Source organism: Microtetraspora glauca (genome assembly GCF_040656155.1).
GTDB classification, from domain to species: Bacteria; Actinomycetota; Actinomycetes; order Streptosporangiales; family Streptosporangiaceae; genus Microtetraspora; species Microtetraspora glauca.
Genome location: NZ_JBFALK010000029.1, coordinates 24,084 through 46,093 on the forward strand (window position 1 = coordinate 24,084; position 22,010 = coordinate 46,093).

The 22,010-nt window shown below is 72.0% G+C and carries 17 protein-coding genes; 7 read left to right on the plus strand and 10 right to left on the minus strand.

Annotated features, from left to right (window positions below; all coding sequences use genetic code 11):
• Positions 1-41: 41 nt before the first annotated feature.
• Entirely contained in the window at positions 42-3,281 is a 3,240-nt protein-coding gene (locus AB0I59_RS37395) for a family 78 glycoside hydrolase catalytic domain (protein ID WP_358140762.1), read from the minus strand.
• A 245-nt stretch (positions 3,282-3,526) separates the two neighbouring features.
• Here AB0I59_RS37395 and AB0I59_RS37400 point away from each other — a divergent pair, with 245 nt between their 5' ends.
• A complete protein-coding gene (locus AB0I59_RS37400) occupies positions 3,527-4,657 on the plus strand; it encodes a LacI family DNA-binding transcriptional regulator (protein ID WP_082777475.1) in 1,131 nt (376 codons plus the stop codon).
• A 401-nt stretch (positions 4,658-5,058) separates the two neighbouring features.
• The gene (locus tag AB0I59_RS37405) at positions 5,059-6,633 is read left to right on the plus strand and encodes a DUF5722 domain-containing protein (protein ID WP_061259985.1); all 1,575 of its coding nucleotides are present in this window, start codon (positions 5,059-5,061) and stop codon (positions 6,631-6,633) included.
• A gap of 74 nt (positions 6,634-6,707) precedes the next feature.
• On the opposite strand, the gene AB0I59_RS37410 is transcribed toward AB0I59_RS37405, so the two are convergent.
• Positions 6,708-7,439: a DUF4097 family beta strand repeat-containing protein gene (locus AB0I59_RS37410; RefSeq protein ID WP_358140766.1), complete on the minus strand. Its 732-nt coding sequence runs from the start codon at positions 7,437-7,439 to the stop codon at positions 6,708-6,710.
• 223 nt (positions 7,440-7,662) lie between these two features.
• On the minus strand, positions 7,663-8,994 hold the full coding sequence (locus AB0I59_RS37415; RefSeq protein WP_358140770.1) for a flavin monoamine oxidase family protein: 1,332 nt from the start codon (positions 8,992-8,994) through the stop codon (positions 7,663-7,665).
• 157 nt (positions 8,995-9,151) lie between these two features.
• On the opposite strand from AB0I59_RS37415, the gene AB0I59_RS37420 reads away from it, so the two are divergent.
• Positions 9,152-9,955, plus strand: coding sequence for a DUF1838 family protein (locus tag AB0I59_RS37420; protein WP_061259982.1), 804 nt, complete (start codon positions 9,152-9,154; stop codon positions 9,953-9,955).
• Between the two features lie 119 nt (positions 9,956-10,074).
• Here the strand turns inward: AB0I59_RS37420 and AB0I59_RS37425 are convergent, their stop codons facing one another.
• Genes AB0I59_RS37425 through AB0I59_RS37440 form a run of 4 tightly spaced genes read right to left on the minus strand, consistent with a single transcriptional unit; the run spans position 10,075 to position 13,501 of the window.
• Entirely contained in the window at positions 10,075-11,136 is a 1,062-nt protein-coding gene (locus AB0I59_RS37425; protein ID WP_358140898.1) for an NAD(P)H-dependent flavin oxidoreductase, read from the minus strand.
• The gene (locus AB0I59_RS37430) at positions 11,136-11,888 is read right to left on the minus strand and encodes a CoA-transferase subunit beta (protein ID WP_061259981.1); all 753 of its coding nucleotides are present in this window, start codon (positions 11,886-11,888) and stop codon (positions 11,136-11,138) included. The genes AB0I59_RS37425 and AB0I59_RS37430 overlap by 1 nt, the downstream gene beginning before the upstream one ends.
• Positions 11,885-12,754, minus strand: a complete 870-nt coding sequence (locus AB0I59_RS37435; protein ID WP_061259980.1) for a CoA transferase subunit A — start codon at positions 12,752-12,754, stop codon at positions 11,885-11,887. The genes AB0I59_RS37430 and AB0I59_RS37435 overlap by 4 nt, the downstream gene beginning before the upstream one ends.
• Positions 12,755-13,501, minus strand: a complete 747-nt coding sequence (locus AB0I59_RS37440) for an enoyl-CoA hydratase family protein (protein WP_061259979.1) — start codon at positions 13,499-13,501, stop codon at positions 12,755-12,757.
• A 108-nt stretch (positions 13,502-13,609) separates the two neighbouring features.
• Between AB0I59_RS37440 and AB0I59_RS37445 the strand changes: the two genes are divergently transcribed.
• Complete coding sequence (locus tag AB0I59_RS37445; protein ID WP_358140775.1) at positions 13,610-14,512, plus strand: SDR family oxidoreductase; 903 nt, start codon at positions 13,610-13,612, stop codon at positions 14,510-14,512.
• Here AB0I59_RS37445 and AB0I59_RS37450 read toward each other — a convergent pair.
• Complete coding sequence (locus AB0I59_RS37450; RefSeq protein WP_358140778.1) at positions 14,500-15,951, minus strand: putative glycosyltransferase family protein; 1,452 nt, start codon at positions 15,949-15,951, stop codon at positions 14,500-14,502. The genes AB0I59_RS37445 and AB0I59_RS37450 overlap by 13 nt on opposite strands.
• A 183-nt stretch (positions 15,952-16,134) precedes the next feature.
• Between AB0I59_RS37450 and AB0I59_RS37455 the strand changes: the two genes are divergently transcribed.
• Positions 16,135-16,791 (plus strand): response regulator transcription factor, encoded by a 657-nt coding sequence (locus tag AB0I59_RS37455; RefSeq protein ID WP_061259977.1) that lies wholly within the window; start codon positions 16,135-16,137, stop codon positions 16,789-16,791.
• Positions 16,788-17,954, plus strand: coding sequence for a sensor histidine kinase (locus AB0I59_RS37460; protein WP_358140781.1), 1,167 nt, complete (start codon positions 16,788-16,790; stop codon positions 17,952-17,954). The genes AB0I59_RS37455 and AB0I59_RS37460 overlap by 4 nt, the downstream gene beginning before the upstream one ends.
• A gap of 93 nt (positions 17,955-18,047) precedes the next feature.
• On the opposite strand, the gene AB0I59_RS37465 is transcribed toward AB0I59_RS37460, so the two are convergent.
• On the minus strand, positions 18,048-19,205 hold the full coding sequence (locus AB0I59_RS37465) for an epoxide hydrolase family protein (protein ID WP_358140784.1): 1,158 nt from the start codon (positions 19,203-19,205) through the stop codon (positions 18,048-18,050).
• A 52-nt stretch (positions 19,206-19,257) separates the two neighbouring features.
• Here AB0I59_RS37465 and AB0I59_RS37470 point away from each other — a divergent pair, with 52 nt between their 5' ends.
• A complete protein-coding gene (locus AB0I59_RS37470) occupies positions 19,258-20,223 on the plus strand; it encodes a helix-turn-helix transcriptional regulator (protein WP_358140787.1) in 966 nt (321 codons plus the stop codon).
• Positions 20,224-20,303: 80 nt separating this feature from the next.
• On the opposite strand, the gene AB0I59_RS37475 is transcribed toward AB0I59_RS37470, so the two are convergent.
• Positions 20,304-21,893, minus strand: coding sequence for a FadD3 family acyl-CoA ligase (locus tag AB0I59_RS37475; protein ID WP_358140790.1), 1,590 nt, complete (start codon positions 21,891-21,893; stop codon positions 20,304-20,306).
• Positions 21,894-22,010 lie beyond the last annotated feature (117 nt).

Consider the following 22,010-nt stretch of genomic DNA (forward strand, 5'->3'; position numbering starts at 1 on the left):
ACCCGGGCTCCACCCCGCCGCCCCGCCATCCCGCCTCCCTATCAGACGCGGAAGGCGTAGGACCCCGAGCCCACCCGATAGACGGCACAACCGTCGGCGTGGCGGTCGAAGCGGACCCCCGCCGCCTCGGAGGCCGGGCGCCCGCCCTCGGTCACCCGCGCCGGCTCCGTGGCGGGCACCCACACCTCGGCACGCGTGTTGGGCGGGACGGTCACGTCCAGGGCGAAGCCGCCGTCCTCCCGCCGCCATGCGACCTCCACCCGGCCGTGCCGGGTGCGGTGGGCCGTCGTGGCCCAGGTGATGTCCCCGCCGGGGCGGGGCCGTACCACGATGTCCCGGTAACCGGGAGTCGCGGGAGCGAGCCCGCCGATCGTCCGGTACATCCAGTCCCCCACCGCTCCGTAGGCGTAGTGGTTGAAGGAGTTCATCCCCGGGTCCTGCAGGCCGCGATGGTGACTCCAGCTGTCCCAGCGCTCCCACATGGTCGTGGCGTCACCGTGCACGACCGGATAGAGCCACGAGGGGAAGCTGTCCCGCAGCAGCAGCCGGTAGGCCGTCTCGATGTGCCCGGTGCCGGTCAGCGTGTCGAGCAGGAACGGCGTGCCGAGGAAACCCGTGGACAGATGCCCGCCCCGTGCCTCGATGTCGCGGACCAGCCGCGCCGCCGCCCTGGGCAGCTCCGCGTCCTCGAGCAGGCCGGCGGTGATCGCCAGCACATAGGCGGTCTGCGTGCCGCTCGCGACCACGCCGGGACCCGTGACGAAGGCGGCGCGGAAGGCCCGTCGTACCTGGGCGTACAGGTCGAGGTAGGCCCGCTCGTCGTCGTCGCGCCCGAGGGCCGCGGCGAGCCCGGCGAGCTGCCGCGCCGACAGCGCGAAGATCGCGGTGCCGACGAGCCCCTTGGGGGTCTCGGCCCCGATGCTCAGCCAGTCGCCGAAGCCCTCATCGGGGAAGATGCCGGCGGTCGAGCGTTTGTGCAGGTAGCCGAGCCAGCGGCGCATCGGTTCGTAGTACCTGGCGACGGCGCCCGTGTCCCCGCGGAGGCGGTGCAACGCCCAGGGCACCATCACGATGGCGTCTCCCCAGCCGGGCGAGCCGGCCTCCTTGGGGTTGGGTGACAGGCCGCGGCCCGAGAGCACGTCGGGCGCGACGTGCGTGACGGCGCCGTCCTCGGCCTGCGCGTCCACCACGTCGGCGAGCCAGCTCTCCAGGAACGACCGGGCGTCGTAGTTGAACAGTGCCGTGGGCGCGAACGCCCAGATGTCACCGGTCCAGCCCAGCCGTTCGTCACGCTGGGGGCAGTCCGTCGGGATGGAGAGGAAGTTCCCTCGCTGGCCCCACACGATGTTCCGCTGCAGCCGGTCGAGGCGCTCGTCGGAGCAGGTGAACTCCCCCGCCGGTTCCATGGCGGCGTACGCCACACGGGCCCGGATCGCGTCCGCGGTGAGCGGTTCCCGCACCCCGGTCACCTCGACGAACCGGAAACCGTGGAAGGTGAACCGGGGCTCGAAGGTCTCGGCGTCCGCGCCGCCTCGCGGGAGGAACTCGTCCGTGGCGCGGGCCGAACGCAGGTTGGCCAGGTGGAGCGTTCCGTCGTGGTCGAGGACCTCGGCGTGGCGCAGCACCACCGGGCGCGTCCGGTCGGCGCGTGCGGTCAGGCGGACCCAGCCGACCAGGTTCTGCCCGAAGTCGGCGATCCAGACGCCCGGCCGTGCCTCCCACACCGCCTTCGGCGCGAGCTCCTCGTGCACCCGGATCGGCGGGGCGACGGCGGCGGCCAGCCGCCCCGACGGGGGGCTCACGGGTACGGCTGGGAGCCAGCCGGAATCGTCGAACCCGGGCATCGTCCAGCCCGGCGGCTCCGCGGCCAGGTCCTGCCGTTCACCGTTCTGGAGATCGGCGTACCTGATCGCGCCGCCGCCCGCCCTCCAGTCGGGGTCGGTGCGCAACCGAGTCGTCGTGCCGTCGTCGTGCAGGATCTCCAGCTCCGCGCGCAGCGCGAGCCGCCTGCCGTACTGGAAGGAGCCGAACCAGCTGATGTTCCCGGCGTACCAGCCGTCCGCGAGCGCCGCGCCGAGCGCGTTGCGGCCTTCGGAGACCAGCGCAGTGACGTCGTAGGTCTGGTACGTGACGCGGTGGTGGTAGTCGGTCCAGCCGGGGGCGAGGTGGTCGGCGCCCACCCTCCGCCCGTTGAGATGCAGCTCGTAGACGCCGAGTGCGGTGGCGTACAGGCGCGCGCGACGAACGGGACGCGGCACGTCGAACTCGCGCCGCAGGTAGGGGCTCGGCCGGTCGGCGACCGGCTCGCGCCCCCACGGCGGATCGCCGTGCAGGCCCGTCTCCTCGGCGAGCGACCAGCCGGAGTCGTCGAACTCGGGACGTTCGAAGCCGCTCTCCGGCCGCTCGACTGCCCGCCAGCGGCCGTTCGAGGTCACCGTCACGGCGGCGTCTCCGGCGACGGGGACGAGCTGGGGCAGCGCGGGACGGCCCTCCACCACGATCTCCAGCCGCGCGCACAGGCCGCCCGGCGTCCCGTCCCGCGCCTCGGCGGACAGCGCGAGCACGTTCTCACCGGAGGCCACCAGGTCGCCCGCGTCGGCGACGAAGGCGCCGTCCCTGATCTCCCCGGCGACCGGGAGGCCGTTGAGGTGGACCTCGCGGGCGGTCGCGCCGCCGATCACGAGCCACGCAGAGAGGGGACGCGCCCCGCCGGGCACGGTGAACCGGGCGCGGAACGCTCCGGTCTCGGACTCCGACGGCCCGAGCGGGCCCGCGACCCAGATGTACGGCACGTTCTCCAGGGACGGAAGCCGCTGGGAGCCGGGAACGCGGGGCGTGCCCACCCAGTCCGCGGTCCACCCGGTCGCGTCGCCGATCCCGGTCTCGAACCAGTGCGCGGGACTCCACGCGGACCATGCCTCGGATCCCCCGGATCCCCCGGATTCCCCGGATCCCCCGGTCCCGGTGGGCCCGCCGGTGACCCGCACCCGCCAGTGGTAGCGCGTGCGCGGGCGCAGGTCCGTCCCCTCGTACGGAATGTCGTATGTCGCGGACGACGGGACCACGCCGCTGTCCCACACCACGTCGGCGTCCTCGTCGAGGGGGTCGCTCTCCCGGCCGACGAGGATCCGGTAGGCACTCTGGACGCGGCCACGGTCCCCCGCCGGGGCGGCGAGCAACCAGGAGAACCTCGGCGCGGACTCGCCGAGGCCGAGCGGCTCGGTCCGCCCCTCCACCCGGGGATCGGTGACGATGAGGGTGGCCGCGGAGCCCTGTTCCATGTGTTCGCTCTCCTTCATGCCCTGCACCAGGGGAAACAAAATATTGAAACATTTCAACCCCGGGAACCGTAGACATCGCGACGACGTGGCGTCAACCCTCGGCGACGGCGCCCGGCCGACGTCAGCGTGATGCGACCGCCATCCGAGGGGTGAAGTGGGCACGATGTGGCCATGAAGTGGTCGCTGAAACATTTCAACCAGTAGACTGGCCTTTCATCGCAGGCGAGCAGAAGGGCTGTCCGCCGGTGTCCGACACCGACAAGCCGGGCGAGATCTCGGCGTCACGCCCCCGCCCCCGCACGAACCCGCGCCGCACTCCCGAGGCCGCTCAGAGCGGGGCGGCCGGTCGCCGCCGGCTCAGCATGGTCGACGTGGCGGCCCACGCGGGCGTGTCCATCGGCACCGTCTCCAACGTGCTCAACCGGCCGGAGCTCGTCGCGGAGCCCACTTTGCTCCGGGTTCGGGAGGCCATCAAGACGCTCGGCTTCGTGCCCAGCGCGCCGGCCCGGCAACTGCGGGCGGGCACGAGCCGCTCGGTGGGCATCGTGGTGCGCGACATCGGCAACCCGTTCTTCACCGAGGTGCTCCCCGGCATCGAGGCCCGGCTGTCCCAGGAGCAGCTCCTGCTCGTGGTGTGCAGCTCCGGCGACTCGCTCGAGAAGGAGGCCCACCACCTGCAGACCCTGGAGCAGCACCGGGTGGCGGGCATCCTCATCACCCCGGCCGGCGACGATGTCGGCCACCTCGTCGAGCTGCACCGTCGCGGCATCGGGATCGTGCTGCTCGACCGGCTCGGCGCCGGATCGCAGCTCTGCACCGCGGCGGTCGACAACGTACGCGGGGGCGAGCTCGCCGGGAGGCACCTGCTCTCGCTCGGCCACCGGCGCATCGGCTTCCTCAACGGGCCCTCCATCGTGAGGCAGTGCAGCGACCGGCGGCAGGGGCTGTTCCGGGCGATCCGCGACGCCGGGCTCGACCCCGAGGACGTGGTCACCGAGGTGTCGCTCCCCGCGCTCACCGCCCAGGGGGGAGAGACCGGGCTCGACGAGCTTCTCGCCAGAACACGGCCGACCGCGCTCTTCTGCGTCAACGACATGGTCGCGCTGGGTGCGCTCAGGGGTCTGGAGCGGCGCGGCATCGCCGTTCCTGACGAGATGGCCGTGATGGGCTACGACGACGTGGAGTTCGCCGCACTGCTCTCGCCGTCGCTCACCTCGGTGCGTCAGCCGAAGCACCAGCTGGGGCAGGCCGCCGCCGAGCTGCTGCTCACCGACTCCCGGGGGGACGCCAACCACTGGCACCAGGAGATCGTCTTCCAGCCCGAGCTGGTGGTGCGGGCCTCCACCTCCGCGCTCCCCCGCTCACGCGACCATTGACCCGACCACACGGACGACCACACGGACGACCACGAACCTGGCCCGGGAGCCGGGCGGGCGAACATCCGGACGCAATACCTGGGGTGGAACACCCTGGACGACCATCGCCTGAGCCCTGGACCCCCTTCGTAGCCCCTCCCACATACCCGATCTCCCGGGTTTGTCGTGATACGTTTCAACGTAGGCACCCAATGAGGCCAGGTCTTCCCGCGCTGGCGTGAACCTCGCCCGCCATGGCCGCCCGTACCATCCAGCGCCCGACTACTCGCGTACTTCCCTGAACTGCATGATTACCTGACTTGCGCGAAATATCAGGACCTGCTCTTGCCTCGAACCTCCCTCCGAGCCATCCTTGAGACGTTTTAATACCTCGGGGGCTCATCAGCTACAGGAGGTCCCGCATGGCGCGGGCAGTCCACCGCATCCTCATCGCTCTCGTCCTCGTCCTCGCCGCCCAGTTCGGCGTGGCCCCGTCGACCGCGCAGGCCGCGGACGCGCTCCCCTACCCCACCCGCTCCGACTACCGCATCAAGGGACTGCAACCGGACTTCTGGTCGAACAAGGACGAGATCTCCGGCAACAACACCGGCGGCGTCGCCATGAACCTCATCTGGGCGGAGTGGGAGCCGAGCGTCAAGGCTCCGCCGTGCGCGACGGGCCAGCAGGAGTTCGACGGGCACTGCTTCACCGTCGCCACGAACGTCGACTCCGCCATCAAGGCCTGGACAGACCGAGGACTCGTCGTCAGCGCGGTCGTGTACGGCACACCGGCCTGGGCCCGGCAGGGCCGGACCTGCACCCCGGCGGCCGCTGGATTCGAGAAGTTCTGCGTGCCCAACGACCCGGCCGACTACGCCCGCTTCGCCGGGATGCTCGCCCAGCGCTACGACGGGCAACACGGCAACGGCCGTATCGCCGACTTCATCATCATGAACGAGGTCAACAGCAACACCTGGTTCGACATCGGCTGCGGCCAGGGCACCGCGTGCGACACCACCGCCTGGCTGAACACGATCGCCGCCGACTACAACGCCGCCTACGACGCGATCATCGCCAGGCAGTCCACCGCCAAGGTGCTCATCTCCCTCGACCACTACTTCGGCACCACCTACGACCGGCCCGCGGCGAGCGAGGCGATGCTGTCGGGCATGACCGTGCTGAAGGGGCTGGCCGCGCGGGCCGGGTCCCGTGCCTGGCGGGTGGCCTACCACCCCTATCCGCCCAACCTGCTGAGCCCGGACTTCTCCGCCGACGACTTCCCGAGGGTGACCTACGGCAACATCGGCGTCCTGGTTGGCTGGCTGCGGCAGCAGTTCCCCGGCACCCCTTCGGCCTGGGAAGTCCAGCTCACCGAGAGCGGCGTCAACTCCCTGTCACCGTCCAGCGAGTCGGCCCAGGCCGCCAAGCTGTGCGACACGTTCCGCAACGTGCTCGGGACACCCGGCATCGAAAGCTACATCTGGCACCGGATGAGCGACCACCCCGACGAGACGGCCGCCGGGCTCGGCGTCGGCCTGCGCCGTACGGACGGCACGGCCAAGCCCGCCTGGTCCACCTGGGCCCTGGCCAACCGCTCCGACCTGTCGCCCGCTCAGCTGTCCTGCGGCTTCGAGGAGTTGCCGTACACCCGGCTCCGGCGCGGCTTCAGCACCAGCCGCGGCCATGTGGCCTCCTCCCGGCTGCTGCCGCCCGGGGTCACCCTGGAGCAGTCGTGGCGGCTGCTGCGCCGGCCCGCGTCCGGCACCGTGGCGCTGTACGAGTGCAAGGTCGGCAACCACACCATGCTCACCCGTGACGGCGGCTGCGAGGGGCAGTTCCCCATGGGGCCGGTCGGTCACGCGTACACCACGCAGGTCAGCGGCTCTGTGCCGCTCTACCGGTGCCGGAACACGGTGAACGGGGACCACCTGGTCACATCTCAGGCGAACTGCGAGGGGCTGACCTACGAGTCGCTGCTCGGCTACGCGATGACCTGACGGACCTTCACCGACGTCCCCGTACGCGGGCGCGAGCCGGGCGAACGACCGGCTCGCGCGCGTTCGGGTCCCGATCAGGCGGGCTTGACGGTGATGGCTCCGTTGCTCGTGGTCAGGTCAAGCTGGTGCTCGCCGGCGGGGTCGTCGGAAACGCCGATGTCCTTGCCGCCGTTCTGGGTCCGCGCGGACACCTTGTACCGCCCGGCCGGGACGGTGAGGGTGATGCCGCCGTTGGACGTCTCCGCTCGGACGTCCTGTGGAGTGACCAGGGTGAGGTCGATCGCGCCGTTGGAGGTTCGCGCCTGGACGCGCCCACCGTTCAGCCCGCGTCCGGTGATCCGGCCGTTGCTGGTCCGCGCGACGACCGCGCCGGTGACCCCGTCCAGCTCGATGGCGCCGGAGGTGGTGGTCACGTCCACCTCGCCCACATCGGTCAGGGCGACCGCTCCCGAGGAGGTTTCACCGCTCACCGGCAGTCCCGCGGGCAGGTCGACCGTGTAGTTCACCGAGCAGTGCCGCCCGCACCCCTCGAGGATCAGGACGCCGTTCTCGACGCGGTAGGTCGTCCCCTCCCGCGGGTCACCTCTGTACTCCATCAGGCGGCGGACGGACACCTCGGTGGCGTTCTTCCCCCCGCGCAACGTGATGCCGCCGGAGTCGTTGTCCAGCCGTACGGATGTGATCTTCTCCGACACCACGGCGTCGTCCTGAAGGGTCGACTTGGCCCTCAGGTCGCACGCGCCGAGCGCGCTCACGCAGATCCCGGCTGTCACGACGGCTCCGAGGAAGCGGAGCTGCTTGCGCATGGATGTCCCCCAATTCTGTGGAAGCCGCCGGTTCCGGCCCCTGAAGATCAACGGCTTGAACGAGGCTACGGCACACGCCGCGGCGACGACCATGGGGAATACCCCCGGTTCAGGCGACGGGCTACCCACCCCGCACGAGCTCCACGGCAGGCCACCCTCGCCATGACGTCCGGTTCCCCTCCGCACGCTCGGCGCGGTCCGGCTCTTCCGCCGCGGCCGGAGATCAGGCCAGTCCGTGCCGGGCGAGGACGCGGGCGGCGGCGCGCTCGCCGGACTCCAGGGCGCCCTCCATGCCGCTGTCCTCGACGCTCAGGTGCTCGCCGGCGAGTTGGAGCCGCCCGGTGTCGGTCTCGACGGCGGCCGCGAGCGCGGCCATCTGGCCGGGCAGCGGCATGGCCCACGCGCCTCCGGCCCACGGGTCACGTCCCCACGAGACGATCCGCGTGATCTCGACCGCCCCCGCGGTCGCGGGGCGTACGCGTGCGAGTTCGTCGAGGACGATCCGCCGCTGCTCGCGCTCGCCGAGCGCGTCGAGCACGCGTGCGTCGCGGCCGGTGACCCAGACGGCCAGCGCGCTCGGTCCGTCGTCGGCCAGCCGCCAGGGCAGCAGCCGCTGGATCCGGTTCGTCGTCCACATCACGGGCGGCAGGCCGTCCTCCTCCCAGAAGGGACGGTCGGCCACGAGGTGGTACTTCGTCAGTGCCGGATAGGGCAGCTCGGCGACCAGGCGCGCCACCGGCTCGGGCAGCGCGGGCTCCACGGCGATCGAGCGCAGGCTCGTGAACGGGACGGCGAGGACGACGTGCCCCGCGGCGATCCGCTCGCCGTCGCCGAGCTCGACCACCATCAGGTTCCCGCTCTCGCGCACCGCGGTGACGGCGCTTCCGAGCCGTACCGGGGTGCGCAGGCGGGCGGCCATCGACTCGGGCAGGCGCGTGTTCCCGCCGACGATGTTCGACGTCTGCGGCGCGTGCCGCGTCGCCCGCTGCGCGGCCCGGAGCGCGGCCAGCGCCGACGTGCTCTCCAGGGTCTCGAAGGTGCCCGCGCGGTCGGCCAGCGCGATCGCGGCGTCCGAGACGCCCGTCGAGCGGAGGTGGTCCGTCAGCGGGACGTCCCACGTGGCCGCGCCGGGCGACATCCAGTCGCGGGCGCCGGTCAGCGGGTTCCCGCGGGCGAGGGCGCCCGCGACGATCAGGGCGGGCGGGAGCGCCCGCTCGGCTCCGGTGAGCGGGTTGCCCTCGCTCTCCGCCCAGGTCGCCGGGGTGCCGGTGTGCCCGCCCGCGACGATGACGTGCTCCCGCATGGACACGGTGACCGGCTCCTGTTCGAGGCCGGCGGCGCGGACGTGCGCGAGCAGCCGGGCGTACCCGTCGCCGATGTTGACCGCTCCGGCCTCCTCCACGCCGGTGGGCCCGTCCAGCGACCTGACCCGGCCGCCCACCCGGTCGCCGGCCTCCAGGACGAGGACGTCCAGGCCGGCGTCCTGCAGCGTGAGCGCCGCGTGCAATCCCGCGAGGCCGGCTCCGACGACCACCACATCGTGGCTGCTCCGCAAGGTCGGTCCTTTCACCGCGACGCTGTGGCGGCGCCGGAACGGACACCACCCTTGACTCGAATTCCGCTTGGCGGAATGCTGTTCCGGAACATAGTTCGCCGGAGTCATCAGCGTCAACATCTCGCGATCATCCGTCACCGCTGTGAAGGAGAACCCCATGACGACCGAAGCGCCCCGTATCGCGGAACTCGACGACCCGGCCCGCAACCTGGAGGCGCTGGTGCGCACCCGGGCCGGCACCGACGGCGGCGAGTACACGATCTGGTGGACCGGCGACGTCTACAGCCAGGTGCCCGGCACCGACACCCGCAGGCTCTTCGGTTTCGTCGGCTTCAACGTGGCACGCGCCGTGGCGGTGGACGGCGGCTACGACCTGCTCACGCGGGAGGCGGCCTTCTATCTCGACCCGGTGACCCGCGAGATCATCGAAAGCTGGCACAACCCGTTCACCGGCGAGGACGTCGAGGTCCTGCACGTCTGGAACGACCCGGTCAACCAGCGGTTCCGGGTGCGGTCGCCGTACGGGCCGTGGCACGCGCCGTACACCGATCTGGGCGAGACCGTGGTGTTCAACCTGGACATCCCGATCAGCGCCCCGTCGGCACTGCCGGTCGCGGAGTGGCCGAAGAACTCCGCCGACGACGTCTACCGCGCGGTGGAGCTCTTCCAGTTCTACGCGCCGCGCGCGGAGGTGCTCGACCGGGGCGCCGCCAGCGCGCGGTGCGACGTGTCGTGGATGCGCCTGTCGGCCTGGCTCCCGTGGATGGAGATGGCGCAGCGCCCCGGCGGGCTGGTCTTCCACTGCCGCGGCACCAAGCTGGACAACTACGACGACCTGCCGTCCGGCGTGCGGGCCTACGTGGAGAAGCACCACCCCGAGTACGCCCACGCCCCTGAGGAGTTCAGCTCCCCGAACGAGACCAGCTGGACGTATTTCAAGAAGACGCGCCGACCGGCCTGAGACCGTCGCGCGGAGCGGCGCGGCCGCGCCGCTCGCGACGAAGGCCGGTACGCCCAGGGAGGATGGGGCGAACCGGCCTTCGCGTGCCCCGGCGATGCGGGGCGGCCCGTCCCGCCGGGTCAGCCCGCCAGGTTGGCGCCGAGGCCGCGCAGCACCCCGGCGGCCTGGGTGACGATCCCGTCGATCAGCTCCTCGCAGGAGGGCAGGTCGTCGATGAGCGCCACGACCTGGCCGGAGGCCATCACGCCGAGGTCCGGGCGGCCGTCGACCATGGCCGCCTTGAGCAGCATGGGCGTGTTGGCGGCCATCAGGACCTGGGACCAGGTGAGTTCCTTGCCGTGCCTCATGGCCAGCCCGTCGCGGATCATGCCGGGCCAGGACATGCCCGAGACGCGGCGGAACTTCGCGGCGTTGCGCACCGCGCGGATCAGGCCGGACACCCGGCCCGACTGCTCCAGGCCGTTGACCAGGGGCGTGCGGAGCACCCGGTGCGGCATGCCGTCCACCTGGCGGGTGACCACGGTCTCCGACGTGCCGAGGTAGGTCTGCTTGACCGCGTCCGGGACCGAACTGTCCTTGGTGAGCAGGAAGCGGGTGCCCATGGCCACGCCGGCCGCGCCGTACGCGAGCGCGGCGGCCAGGCCGCGCCCGTCGAAGAAGCCTCCGGCGGCGATCACCGGGATGTCGACCGCGTCCACGACCTGGGGCAGCAGCAGCGTGGTGGCGACCGCTCCGGTGTGGCCTCCGCCCTCACCGCCCTGGACCAGGACGGCGTCGGCGCCCCACGCGGCGACCTTCTCCGCGTGCCGCCGCGCGCCGACCGACGGGATCACCACGATACCGGCGTCCTTGAGCTTGGCGATCAGCTCCTGGCGGGGTGCCAGCGCGAACGAGGCGACCTTCACCCGGTTCCTGATCAACAGGTCGATGCGGTCGCCGGCGTCCGAGGCGTCGGCGCGCAGGTTCACGCCGAAGGGCGCGTCCGTACGCGAGCGGACCTCCTCGATGGCGGTGGCGAGCTGGTCGAGCGTCATGGTGGCCGAGGCGAGGATGCCGAGGCCGCCCGCGTTCGCCACCGCCGAGACCAGCCGCGGACCCGCCACCCAGCCCATGCCGGTCTGCACGACGGGGTGGCGCACCCCGGTGAGCCGGGTCAGCGGCGTGTCCAGGACCTGCTCGATCACGCCCGGACCTCCCGGTCCCGCAGGCTCCTCGGGTCGAGCACCTCGCGGATCAGCCGCAGCTCCTCGTCCGTGGGCTGCCGCGTCTCCGGCACGTCGCCGTCGATCACGAGGTCGAACCCGGTGGCGGCGGCGACCTGCTCGACCGTGACCCCGGGGTGAATCGAGAGCAGGCGCATCGCACCGTCGGCCGTGCCGAAGTCGAACACGCCGAGGTCGGTCACCACGCGGCCCAGGCCGTGGAAGCGGGACGCCGCCGGGCCCAGCTCGGCCGCGCGGTCGTATCCGACGCCGCTGACCATGTCCACCTTCGGCACGAACACCCGGGTCGAGTGCCTGGGGATCCAGTAGCTCGTCGGGTTGCAGATCGTGTTGCCGGGGGCGCCGCGCACCCCGAGCAGCTGGGACGTGGGCCGCTCCCACGCGCCGACGGCCGAGATGTTGCTGTTGCCGTACCTGTCGATCTGGGAGGCGCCCATCATGACGTGCCGCCGCCCGTTCTGCACCAGCCAGAGGTGGTCGCGGAACGGCATCCAGCCCTCGACCGGGCCGGCGGGCGCGCCGAACGGCACCGGCTCCGCGGTGAGCATCGCCCCGCCGTCGGTGGTCAGCAGCCCCGGCTCGAAGGTGAGCCGGGCCAGCCGGGCGCCCAGGATCGAGCAGGTGCCCATCGCCGCGGCCAGGATCTCGCCGTCGCCGCGCCACGCCTCGGCGCAGGCCACCACGCAGATCTCCGCACGGGTCGCGCTCATCGTGCCTTCCCCTCCTGCTCCTCGTGCCACCGCTGGACCGCCTCCTGGTAGGCCGTCTCGTCGCCGCTCAGGAATCGGTCGGCGAACGCCGTCCACGCCTCGGGGTCGGCGGCCGAGCTCGCGTAGTGCCGCTGGAACGCCTCATCCCGGGTGCGGTCGGGCCCGCAGTCGGTGAAGTGGCCGCCGTTCGGCGTCTCCACCACTCCCGCGGTGTGCATGCGGCTGACGAGCAGCGTCTGCGGCGGGCCGTCCAGCTTGCCGGGGTCCACCAGGCGCTCGCAGCTCACGTAGCAGCGGCCCGCCGCCTTGGCGAACAGGTCGTCCATGTACGGGTCGGGGCCGAGGTACTGGCCGTTGCCCCGCGTGTCGGCCCGGTCCATGTGCACCAGGGCCACGTCGAGCGCCAGCGCGGGCACCGCGAGGAGCTCCTCCTGGTCGTCGTACGGCGAGCGGACCGTGCGCAGGTCCGGGTTGACCCGTGTGACGTCCGAGCCGAGACCCGCCCTGGTGGGCAGGAACGGCAGCCGGTGCGCGGCGGCGAGCAGGCCGAACATGAACATGCCCTCGTCGTACTCGGCGAACTCGATCGTGCCGTTCTGCCTGGCCGCCCTGAAGTGGGGCTCCAGGGGGACGGAGTCGAGCGTCACGAACGGGGCGATCACCTTGCGGACCTTGCCCGCGGCACACAGCAGGCCGACGTCGGCTCCGCCGTACGACACGATCGTCAGGTCGTCGAGCGACGAGCGGTAGATCGCGCGGACCAGGGCCATCGGCTTGCGCCGGGAGCCCCAGCCGCCGATGCCGATCGTCATGCCGCTCTCCAGCGACCCGACGATCTCCTCGATCGTCATGATCTTGGTGGTCATCTAGGCCCCCTCGGAGACGAAGCTGTCGCGGTGCCGGTCGCCCGCGCCCATGAGGTTCAGCTCGAACGTGAAGCCCTGCTCGAAGCGGTAGCTGCGGTGGACGTCGACCGGGTCGATGCCGTTCAGCGACTCCTTGGCCCGGCGGATCACGTAGGGGTCCTTGTCGGCGATCTGGGCCGCGACCTCGAAGGCGGCGTCCCTGAGCCGGTCGCGCGGCACCACCTCGAGCACCGATCCGAACGCGTGCAACTCGGCGGCCGTGACGTTGCGGCAGGTGTACACCATCGCGCGCATCAGATGCTGCGGGACCAGGCGGGCCAGGTGCGTGGCCGCGCCCAGCGCGCCGCGGTCGACCTCGGGCAGCCCGAAATAGGCGTCATCGGAGGCCACCACGACGTCGGCGTTGCCCACGAGGCCGATGCCGCCGCCGAGGCAGAAGCCGTGCACGGCCGCGATCACCGGCACCTCGCACTCGTACACCGCCGAGAACGCGGCGTAGCAGCCCCGGTTGGCGCCCACCAGCGCCTCGAACCCGGAGGTCGCCTGCATCTCCTTGATGTCCACCCCGGCGTTGAAGCCGCGCCCCTCGGCGCGGAGCACGACGACGCGGGTCTCCGGCTCACGCCCTGCCTGCCGTACGGCGTCGGCCAGGTCGAACCAGCCGCGCACGGTCAGCGCGTTGACCGGCGGCGCGTCGACGACCACCTCGGTGATGCCGTTGCCGTGGTTCCTGGTGGAGATTCCCATACGCTACCTTTCCACCAAACATTTGTTAGAAATGACGGTAGCAGAAGGTACCGTGCCTGGACACGGTCCGCCTTACCCGACCGCCGCCGCCGGCAAGGAGAGCTGAGAATGATCTGCAAGGACCGCGTCGTCATCGTGACCGGCGCCGGGCGTGGCCTCGGCCGCGCGCACGCCCTGGAGTTCGCCCGGCAGGGCGCCAAGGTCGTCGTCAACGACCTCGGCGTGAGCCTCTCCGGCGAGGGCGGCTCTGACGGGCCCGCCCAGCGGGTGGTCGAGGAGATCCGCGCGCTCGGCGGTGAGGCCGTCGCCGAGGGCTCCGACATCGCCACCGACGCCGGGGCGCAGCGGCTGGTGGCCACGGCGCTGGAGACCTTCGGCCGGCTCGACGTGCTGGTCAACAACGCGGGCTTCCTGCGCGACCGCATGCTGGTGAACCTGTCCGAAGAGGAGTGGGACGCCGTGATGCGCGTCCACCTCAAGGGCCACTTCCTGCCACTGAAGCACGCCGGGCTGCACTGGCGGGCGGAGTCCAAGGCGGGCCGGCGGCCCGACGCCCGTGTGATCAACACCTCGTCCGGCGCGGGCCTGCTCGGCAGCGTGGGCCAGGGCAACTACTCGGCCGCCAAGGCGGGCATCGTGGGCCTCACCCTGGTCGCGTCCGCCGAGCTCGGCCGGTACGGCGTGACCGTCAACGCCATCGCCCCGGCGGCCCGTACGCGGATGACCGAACAGGTCTTCGCGGCCACGATGGCCGCGCCGGAGGAGGGCGCCTTCGACGCGATGGCGCCGGAGAACGTCTCACCGCTCGTGGCCTGGCTCGGCTCCGCCGAGTCGAAGGACGTCACCGGCCGCGTCTTCGAGGTCGAGGGCGGCCGCATCTGCGTGATGGAGGGCTTCCGCCACGGTCCGTCCACCGACAGGGGCGCCCGCTGGGACGCCGCCGAGCTGGGCCCGGAGATCGGCGGCCTGCTGAAGGAGGCCGCCAGGCCCGAGCCCGTCTACGGCGCCTGACGGCCGGGCCGCACCTTCGCGCGGCGGCCCGGGCGGGCGCGCCACAGGCTCGCCGCGCCCAGGGCCGCGGCGATGCACGCGATCGGGACCGCGGGCAGCATGTAGCGGTGGTCGAAGTCGAGCGCGGCGATCGGCCCGACGAACAGGAACATCGCCGCGGCCCACGGCAGCAGCGCCGGACGCCGCCGCCCGATCGCGCCGAGCCCGCCGAGCCCGCCGAGCAGCAGGACCACGCCGAACAGCGGGCCGTGCAGGACGTTCGGATAGCGGTACGCCGTGAAGAACGCGTCGTAGGGCGCGACGGACGCCATCCCGCGGATGGCGGGGTCGTACTCCACCCGAACCTGGTGGATGAGCGGGAACGAGGGCAGCGGCCACGAGCCGACCGGAAGCGACAGAGCCGGGACGACCCGCTTCGGGTGGCTCACGGGCGTCCACGCGAAGGCGAGCGACGCGTCGGAGACGACCTCGCGCAGGTAGTCGAGCGGCTGGGCGGCGATGGCGCGCAGCGCGAACGACCTGGCCAGGTCGTTGTGGGAGAAGCGGTCGCCCGGCAGCCGGTTGAGCGAGGCGTCCGCGGCCCACACGTACTCCCCGGCGGCGTCGACGACGGTGCCGTTCGGGCAGAGCCGCGCCTCGTCGGCCGGTGGCTTGATCTTCGAGCAGTCGGCGAACGTCATGGTGCGCGCCCACAGCGCCACGCCGTCCGAGCCGCTGAGCGCGAAGCGCCCGTGGTGCTGCTGATACCAGCCCGCGTAGGCGGCGAGCGGCAGCGTCCCGGCGACGGCCAGCGCGACCACGTGCCGCCAGCCGACCCGCCGCAGGACCAGGTAGAGCACGAACAGGGCGAGCAGCGGCGCCGCGGCCGTCCGGGTGAGCCCGGCCACCGCCAGCAGCACCCCGGCCACGGCGGCGGACCGCACCGAGGGCTTCGCCCGCCACATGAGGACCGTCAGCGCGGCGATGACGAGGAACGTGACCTGGGTGTCGGAGAGCACCGCGTGTTCGAGCCGCAGGAACGACGGGTCGAACAGCACGGGCAGCGCGGCCAGCGTCGCGCCCCACGCGGGCAGCGAACGGCGGCGCAGCAGGAGATAGATCATCAGGCCCATGCCGAGCCCCATGACGTGCTGCACGCCGACCACCAGCTCGACACTGTGGAACGGCCGGAGCAGCCGCAGGAAGAACGCGTAGCCGGCGGGATGGAACGCGCCGCCGGGCTTCAGGTGGACGGCCGTGTCCAGGTACGTGAACGAGTCGTACCAGTAGAGCTGGGCGGTGTTGTAGCCGAGCATGACGACGGCACGCAGCGCCGCCGCCAGGCTGATCACGACGGCGAAGAGGCCGTGTCCCGAGCTGAGCGCCCGGCGCGTGCGGTGACGCGCGCCGCGACCCGCCGTGACGGGTTCGAGCTGGACGCCATCCGGTGAGGTGAGCATGGACGGTCCCCCGGTCCAGGGCCGGGCGGTTCCCGGCATCGGAGGAGAACTGAAGTGGATGATCGATAAACTCGCCGTCACCTGATCCGGTTACGTCCGCGTTATGGCGTTGATGACATGGTGGCGCGATTCGCTGGCAGTTCGACGAGCAGTTCGACGGCATGGCATGGCATAGGGGGCACGTTGCGAGTACTGGTCGCCGAGGACGAGCGGATGCTCGCCGACTCGATCGCGGAGGGGTTGCGCGGGGAGGCGCTCGCCGTGGACGTCGCCTACGACGGGGAGGCGGCGCTGGAACGGGTGCGGATCCACGACTACGACGTGCTGATCCTGGATCGGGACCTGCCGGGCGTGCACGGCGACGAGGTGTGCCGGGCCGTGGTGGCAGACGCCGCGGCCGTGCGCATCCTCATGCTCACCGCGTCGGGTGACGTGCGCTCCCGGGTGGCGGGCCTCTCCCTCGGAGCCGACGACTACCTGCCCAAGCCGTTCGCGTTCGAGGAGTTGGTGGCCCGGGTCCACGCGCTGGGCCGCCGGGTCCGGGCGGCCGATCCGCCGATCCTGGAGCGGGCGGGCATCCGCCTGGACTGGGCGCACCGGCAGGTGTTCCGGGACGGGCGCTACGTGCCGCTGGCGCGCAAGGAGTTCGGCCTGCTGGCCGAGCTGCTGCGCGCCCGCGGGGCGGTGGTCTCCGCCGAGACGCTGCTGGAGAAGGTGTGGGACGAGCACATCGACCCGTTCACCAACACGGTGCGCACGACGATGATGAAGCTGCGCCGCAAGATCGGCGACCCGCCGGTCATCGAGACCGTCACCGGAGTGGGGTACCGGATCCCATGACGAATCCCATGAAGAGCGGTGTCCGGCTCCGGTTCGCCCTCGCGTGCGGCGGAGTCTTCATGCTCGTCGGCGCCGTCCTGGTCGCGGTGCTCGCCTTCGTCGTACGGCAGACCCTGGAGCCCCGTAACGGACTCAGGCAGCCGCAGTGGATCCGCGTCGCGGGCAACACCTACTGGCCCCCCACCGAGCAGTACTACATCGCCGGCCAGCGGGTCGCGCAGGTCAGGCGCGTCTACCAGGCCGACGCGATCAAGAACGTGCTGGTCTGGGGCGGCGTCGCGGTCCTCGCCGGCGGCGGGCTGGCGGCCGCGGCCGGCTGGCGGGCCGCCGGATGGACGCTGCGCCCCGTCCGGTCGGTCACGGCACGCGCGCTGCTCGTCGCCCAGAGCCACGACCTCGCCGAACGCATCGCCCACAAGGGGCCGGACGACGAGATCAAGGAGCTGGCCGACACCGTCGACGTCGTCCTCGCCCGGGTGTCCCGCTCGTTCGACGGTCAGCGGCGGTTCATCGCCAACGCCTCCCACGAGCTGCGCACCCCGCTCACCATCAACCGCACCCTGGTGGACGTGGCGGTCCGGCGGTCCGACGCGAGCGAGGACGTCAAGCGGCTCGGCGAGTCCCTGCTGGTGGTCAACACCCGGCACGAGCGGCTGATCAACGGCCTGCTCGCCCTGGCCGAGGGCGAGCGCGCCGTACTCGACCGGCGTCCGTTCGACCTGGCCGACGTGGCCGAGCACGTGCTCGACCTGGCCGCCGAGGAGGCGAAGGAGCAGGGGGTGACCATCCACCGGCTGCTCGACCCCGCGCCCACCGCCGGTGAGGCGGTTCTGGTCGAGCGGCTGGTCCAGAACCTGGTGGAGAACGCGATCCGGCACAACCACGCGGGCGGCGAGGTGTGGGTGTCCACCCGGCGGCGGACCGACCGGGTCGAGCTGGTCGTGTCCAACACCGGGCTGCCCGTGCCGCGGTACGAGATCGAGACGATCTTCGAGCCGTTCCGGCGGCTGCACGGCGACCGGCTGCGCTCGGACCGCGGCAGCGGCCTCGGGCTGTCCATCGTCCGGGTCGTCGCCGAGGCCCACGACGGCACCGTGACCGCCGAACCGCGCGAGGAGGGCGGGCTCACGATCGCCGTCGAACTGCCGCAGGAGAGCGCCTGACGTCCCGCCACCACCCGGGCGACGGTGGGCTCGGCCTTCTGACGCCGATCTGACGTGGGACCCCGGCGGCGGTGGCCGCCGGGGGGCAGGAGCTCATCGGAGGGGGCGGAAGAAGGCGCTGACATCCTCGACGAGCAGGTCGGGTGCCTCCATCGCGGCGAAGTGGCCGCCGCGGTCGAACTCCGACCAGTGCACGACGTTGTGTTCACGCTCGGCGATCCGCCGGACCCCGGCGTCGCCGGGGAAGACGGCGACGCCGTGCGGCAGCGCGGAGTACTCGGCCACCGCTCCCCAGCCTTTCTGCCCTTCCTTGTAGAGACGGGCGGCCGAGGCGGCGGTCCGGGTGAACCAGTAGATGCTCACGTCGGTGAGCATCTGATCGAGGTCCACCGCGTCCTCGGGCAGTTCGCGGGCCGGGTCGGTCCATTCCTTGAACTTCTCCACGATCCACGCCAGTTGCGCCGCCGGCGAGTCGTGCAGCCCGAACGCGAGGGTCTGCGGCCGGGTCGCCTGGATGATCGCGTAACCGGCCCGGTCCTGGTCCTGGTACTGGCCGAGGCGGGCGAGTTCCGCATGGGTGAGCCCCTCGAACTCGGCCGGGTCACCGGTCGGGAACCCGAGCGCGCCGTTGACGTGCACGCCGACGACGTTCTGGGGCGCGGCACGACCGAGCATCGGCGAGATGACCGCGCCGCTGTCGCCGCCCTGCGCGCCGTATCGCCGGTAGCCGAGCCGGTCCATCAGCTCCGCCCACGCCCGCGCGACCCGCTGCAGGTCCCAGCCGGTCTCGGTGGTGGGTCCGGAGAAGCCGAACCCGGGGATCGACGGGGCGACGACGTGGAAGGCGTCGGCCGGGTCGCCGCCGTGCGCCGCCGGATCGGTGAGCGGGCCGATGACCTTCAGGAACTCGGCGACCGAGCCCGGCCAGCCGTGCGTGATGATCAGCGGCAGCGCGTCGGGTTCGGGCGAGCGGACGTGCAGGAAGTGGATGTTCTGCCCCTCGATGCGGGTCGTGAACTGCGCAAAGGCGTTCAGCCGCGCCTCGGCGGCACGCCAGTCGAAAGTGGTGCGCCAATACTCGGCCAGTTTCTTCGCGTAGCCGACGGGGACCCCGTAGGACCAGCCCACACCGGGCAGTTCGTCCGGCCAGCGGGCCGCCGCCAGCCGGCCATGCAGGTCGTCCAGCTGCGCCTGCGGGATATCGATCCGGAACGGGGTAATTTGCAGGCTAATTCGCAGTTCGTCGTTCATGTCTGTCACGGTAGATGCCGGTTAGGACAGCCTTAGTCCTAGGATTGACGGCATGCTGGAGACATCGGCACGGCTGCTGCGGCTGCTGTCGCTGCTGCAGACCCCCAGGGAGTGGCCGGGCGCCGAGCTGGCCGAACGGCTCGGGGTCTCGCACCGCACGATCCGCCGCGACATCGACCGGCTACGCGAACTCGGCTACGTCGTGCACGCCACCGCGGGCACACCCGGCTACCGGCTCGGCGCCGGCGCCGGACTCCCGCCGCTGCTGCTCGACGACGACGAGGCGGTCGCGGTCGCCATCGGGCTCGGCACCGCCGCCGTCTCCGGCGTGACGGGCATCCAGGAGACCTCGGTTCGCGCCCTCGCCAAACTCGAGCAGGTCCTCCCGTCCCGGCTCCGGCACCGCGTCGGCGACCTGCGGTCGGTCACCGTCCCGCTGGCGGGCCCGGCCACAGCCGTGGACCCGGCCGTGCTCACCGCGATCGCCGCGGCTGTCCGCCACCGGGAAAGCCTGCGGTTCGACTACCGCTCCCACAACGGCACCGAGGACCGCCGCACCGCCGAGCCGTACCGGCTGGTGAACTCGGGCCGCCGCTGGTACCTGGTGGCGTGGGACGCCGGCCGAGACGACTGGCGCACGTTCCGCGTCGACCGACTGCGCCTGCTCACCCCGAACGGGCCACGCTTCACGCCCCGCGAGCCGCCCAGTGCCGACCTCGTCCGCTACATCTCCGAGCGGATCTCCGTCGGGCCCTACCGCTACCGCGGCCGGTTCACGGTGCACGCCCCGGCCGACGTCATCGCCGCCCGGATGCCGCCGACAATGGCGGTGGTCGAACCGGCCGACGACGGCGCATGCGTCCTCAACGCCGGATCGAACTCCCTTGACGAACTGGCCATGTGGATCGCGCAACTCGGCGTCCCATTCCAGGTGCACGAACCGCCCGAACTCGTCCAGCACATCCACGCGCTCGGCACCCGCCTCATCGACGCGGCCCGGCCTCACCCGCCCACCTGAGCGCGCCGCACGCACTCGACGCACGCGTGCGTGACCGCTGCCGGCGCGGGTGGTCGCGCGCATCGGCGTCCGGATCGAGCTCAGACGCGGGACAGCTCCGTCTTCTGCACCTTGCCTGACGCGTTCTTCGGCAGGTCCTCCACGATGACGACCTCGCGGGGCACCTTGAAGTTCGCCAGAAAGCCCCGGCAGTACGCCACGAGCGCGTCCGGCCTGAGGTCGGCGCCGGGGCGCGCCACCACGTAGGCCCGGCCGACCTCGCCCATCCGCTGGTCGGGAACGCCGATGACGGCCGCCTCGGCGACGCCCTCGTGGCGGGCGAGCACCTGCTCGATCTCGGCCGGGTACACGTTGAACCCGCCGACCACGAACATGTCCTTGGAGCGCCCCGTGATGGTCAGGTTGCCGTGCTCGTCGAGCCGGCCGCGGTCGCCGGTAACGAGCCAGCCGTCCCTGATCGCGGCGGCCGTCGCCTCGTCGTCGTCGAGGTAGCCGAGCATCACGTTGTAGCCCCGGACGAGGACCTCGCCGTCCTCCCCCGCCGCGACCGGGCGGCCGCCGCCGTCGACCACCTCGACCTCGACGCCGTCGATGACCCGCCCGGCCGTGTTCGCCACGGTCTCGTCGTCGTCGTCGAGCGAGCAGGAGGTGACCGTGCCGCACGACTCGGTCAGTCCGTACGCGGTGACGACCTGGGGGAACAGCTCGGCCCGCATCCGCCGGACCAGCGTGACCGGCACCACCGACGCGCCGGTCACGGCGAGCCGGAGCGAGGACAGATCGAACCGCTCCCTCTCAGGCGCGTCCAGCATCGACACGTAGATGGTCGGCGCGCCAGGCAGGACGGTGATCCGCTCGGACTCGATCAGCCGCATCGTCTCGGCGACCTCGAACACGGGCTGGAGCACCATCGTGGCACCCTGCAGCAGGCAGGCGAACAGGCCCGCCTTGTAGCCGAAGGAGTGGAAGAACGGGTTCACGATGAGGTAGCGGTCGCCGTGGCCGACGCCGGTCCGGCCGCACCAGGACCGGTAGGTGCGGACGTTCTGCTCATGCGTGCACATGGCGCCCTTGGACCTGCCCGTCGTGCCCGAGGTGAACAGGATGTCCGCCACGTCGTCCGGCGACACCGACGCCGCCCGCGCCGCCGCCCCCTCGTCCGTGACGGACGCCGCCCCGGCGACGAAGTCCGCCCAGGAGGTCGCGCCGGTTCGCGGCTCGGCGTCGTAGGTGACCACGGTGTCCAGGTCGGGCAGATCAGGCAGGTCGGGCAGTCCGGCGGCGTTTTCGGCGGAGGCCCCCAGCATGGCCAGATAGCCGTTGCCGAGGAACCCGTCCTCGACGAAGAGCATCCGGGCCCGGCTCCGCCGGATCAGCCACCGCGCCTCTTCGCCCTTGTACCGGGTGTTGACCGGAACCACGGCGGCGCCCGCCGCGAGCGCGCTCAGGGCGGTCACCATCCAGCGCAGGCTGTTCGGCGCCCAGATCACGATCCGGTCACCGCGCCCGACTCCGAGCGCGACGAACGCCTTCGCCGCCTCGCGGACCCGCTCCCCCAGTTCCGCGTACGTCACCCGGACCGGGCCGTCCACGACGGCCTCGACGTCCGGGAACTCGCGTACCGCGCGCTCCAGGACAGCCGGAATCGTCAACGTGTCGTTCTCGATCATGAGCTCCCTGCCTCGGTGGGGATCTGTCGTGTCCCAGTGATGACATGCCGCGATGACCATCGTGTCGCCCGGATCCGCCCCCGGCCAGGGCCGTCCCGGTGGGCGGTACAAGACCCC

Coding starts and splice junctions, on each gene's coding strand:
- AB0I59_RS37395 (WP_358140762.1), bottom strand. CDS start 3,281: ATGGAACAGGGCTCCGCGGCCACCCTCATCGTCACCGATCCCCGGGTG.
- AB0I59_RS37405 (WP_061259985.1), top strand. CDS start 5,059: ATGGCGCGGGCAGTCCACCGCATCCTCATCGCTCTCGTCCTCGTCCTC.
- AB0I59_RS37410 (WP_358140766.1), bottom strand. CDS start 7,439: ATGCGCAAGCAGCTCCGCTTCCTCGGAGCCGTCGTGACAGCCGGGATC.
- AB0I59_RS37420 (WP_061259982.1), top strand. CDS start 9,152: ATGACGACCGAAGCGCCCCGTATCGCGGAACTCGACGACCCGGCCCGC.
- AB0I59_RS37430 (WP_061259981.1), bottom strand. CDS start 11,888: ATGAGCGCGACCCGTGCGGAGATCTGCGTGGTGGCCTGCGCCGAGGCG.
- AB0I59_RS37435 (WP_061259980.1), bottom strand. CDS start 12,754: ATGACCACCAAGATCATGACGATCGAGGAGATCGTCGGGTCGCTGGAG.
- AB0I59_RS37440 (WP_061259979.1), bottom strand. CDS start 13,501: ATGGGAATCTCCACCAGGAACCACGGCAACGGCATCACCGAGGTGGTC.
- AB0I59_RS37445 (WP_358140775.1), top strand. CDS start 13,610: ATGATCTGCAAGGACCGCGTCGTCATCGTGACCGGCGCCGGGCGTGGC.
- AB0I59_RS37450 (WP_358140778.1), bottom strand. CDS start 15,951: ATGCTCACCTCACCGGATGGCGTCCAGCTCGAACCCGTCACGGCGGGT.
- AB0I59_RS37460 (WP_358140781.1), top strand. CDS start 16,788: ATGACGAATCCCATGAAGAGCGGTGTCCGGCTCCGGTTCGCCCTCGCG.
- AB0I59_RS37465 (WP_358140784.1), bottom strand. CDS start 19,205: ATGAACGACGAACTGCGAATTAGCCTGCAAATTACCCCGTTCCGGATC.
- AB0I59_RS37470 (WP_358140787.1), top strand. CDS start 19,258: ATGCTGGAGACATCGGCACGGCTGCTGCGGCTGCTGTCGCTGCTGCAG.
- AB0I59_RS37475 (WP_358140790.1), bottom strand. CDS start 21,893: ATGATCGAGAACGACACGTTGACGATTCCGGCTGTCCTGGAGCGCGCG.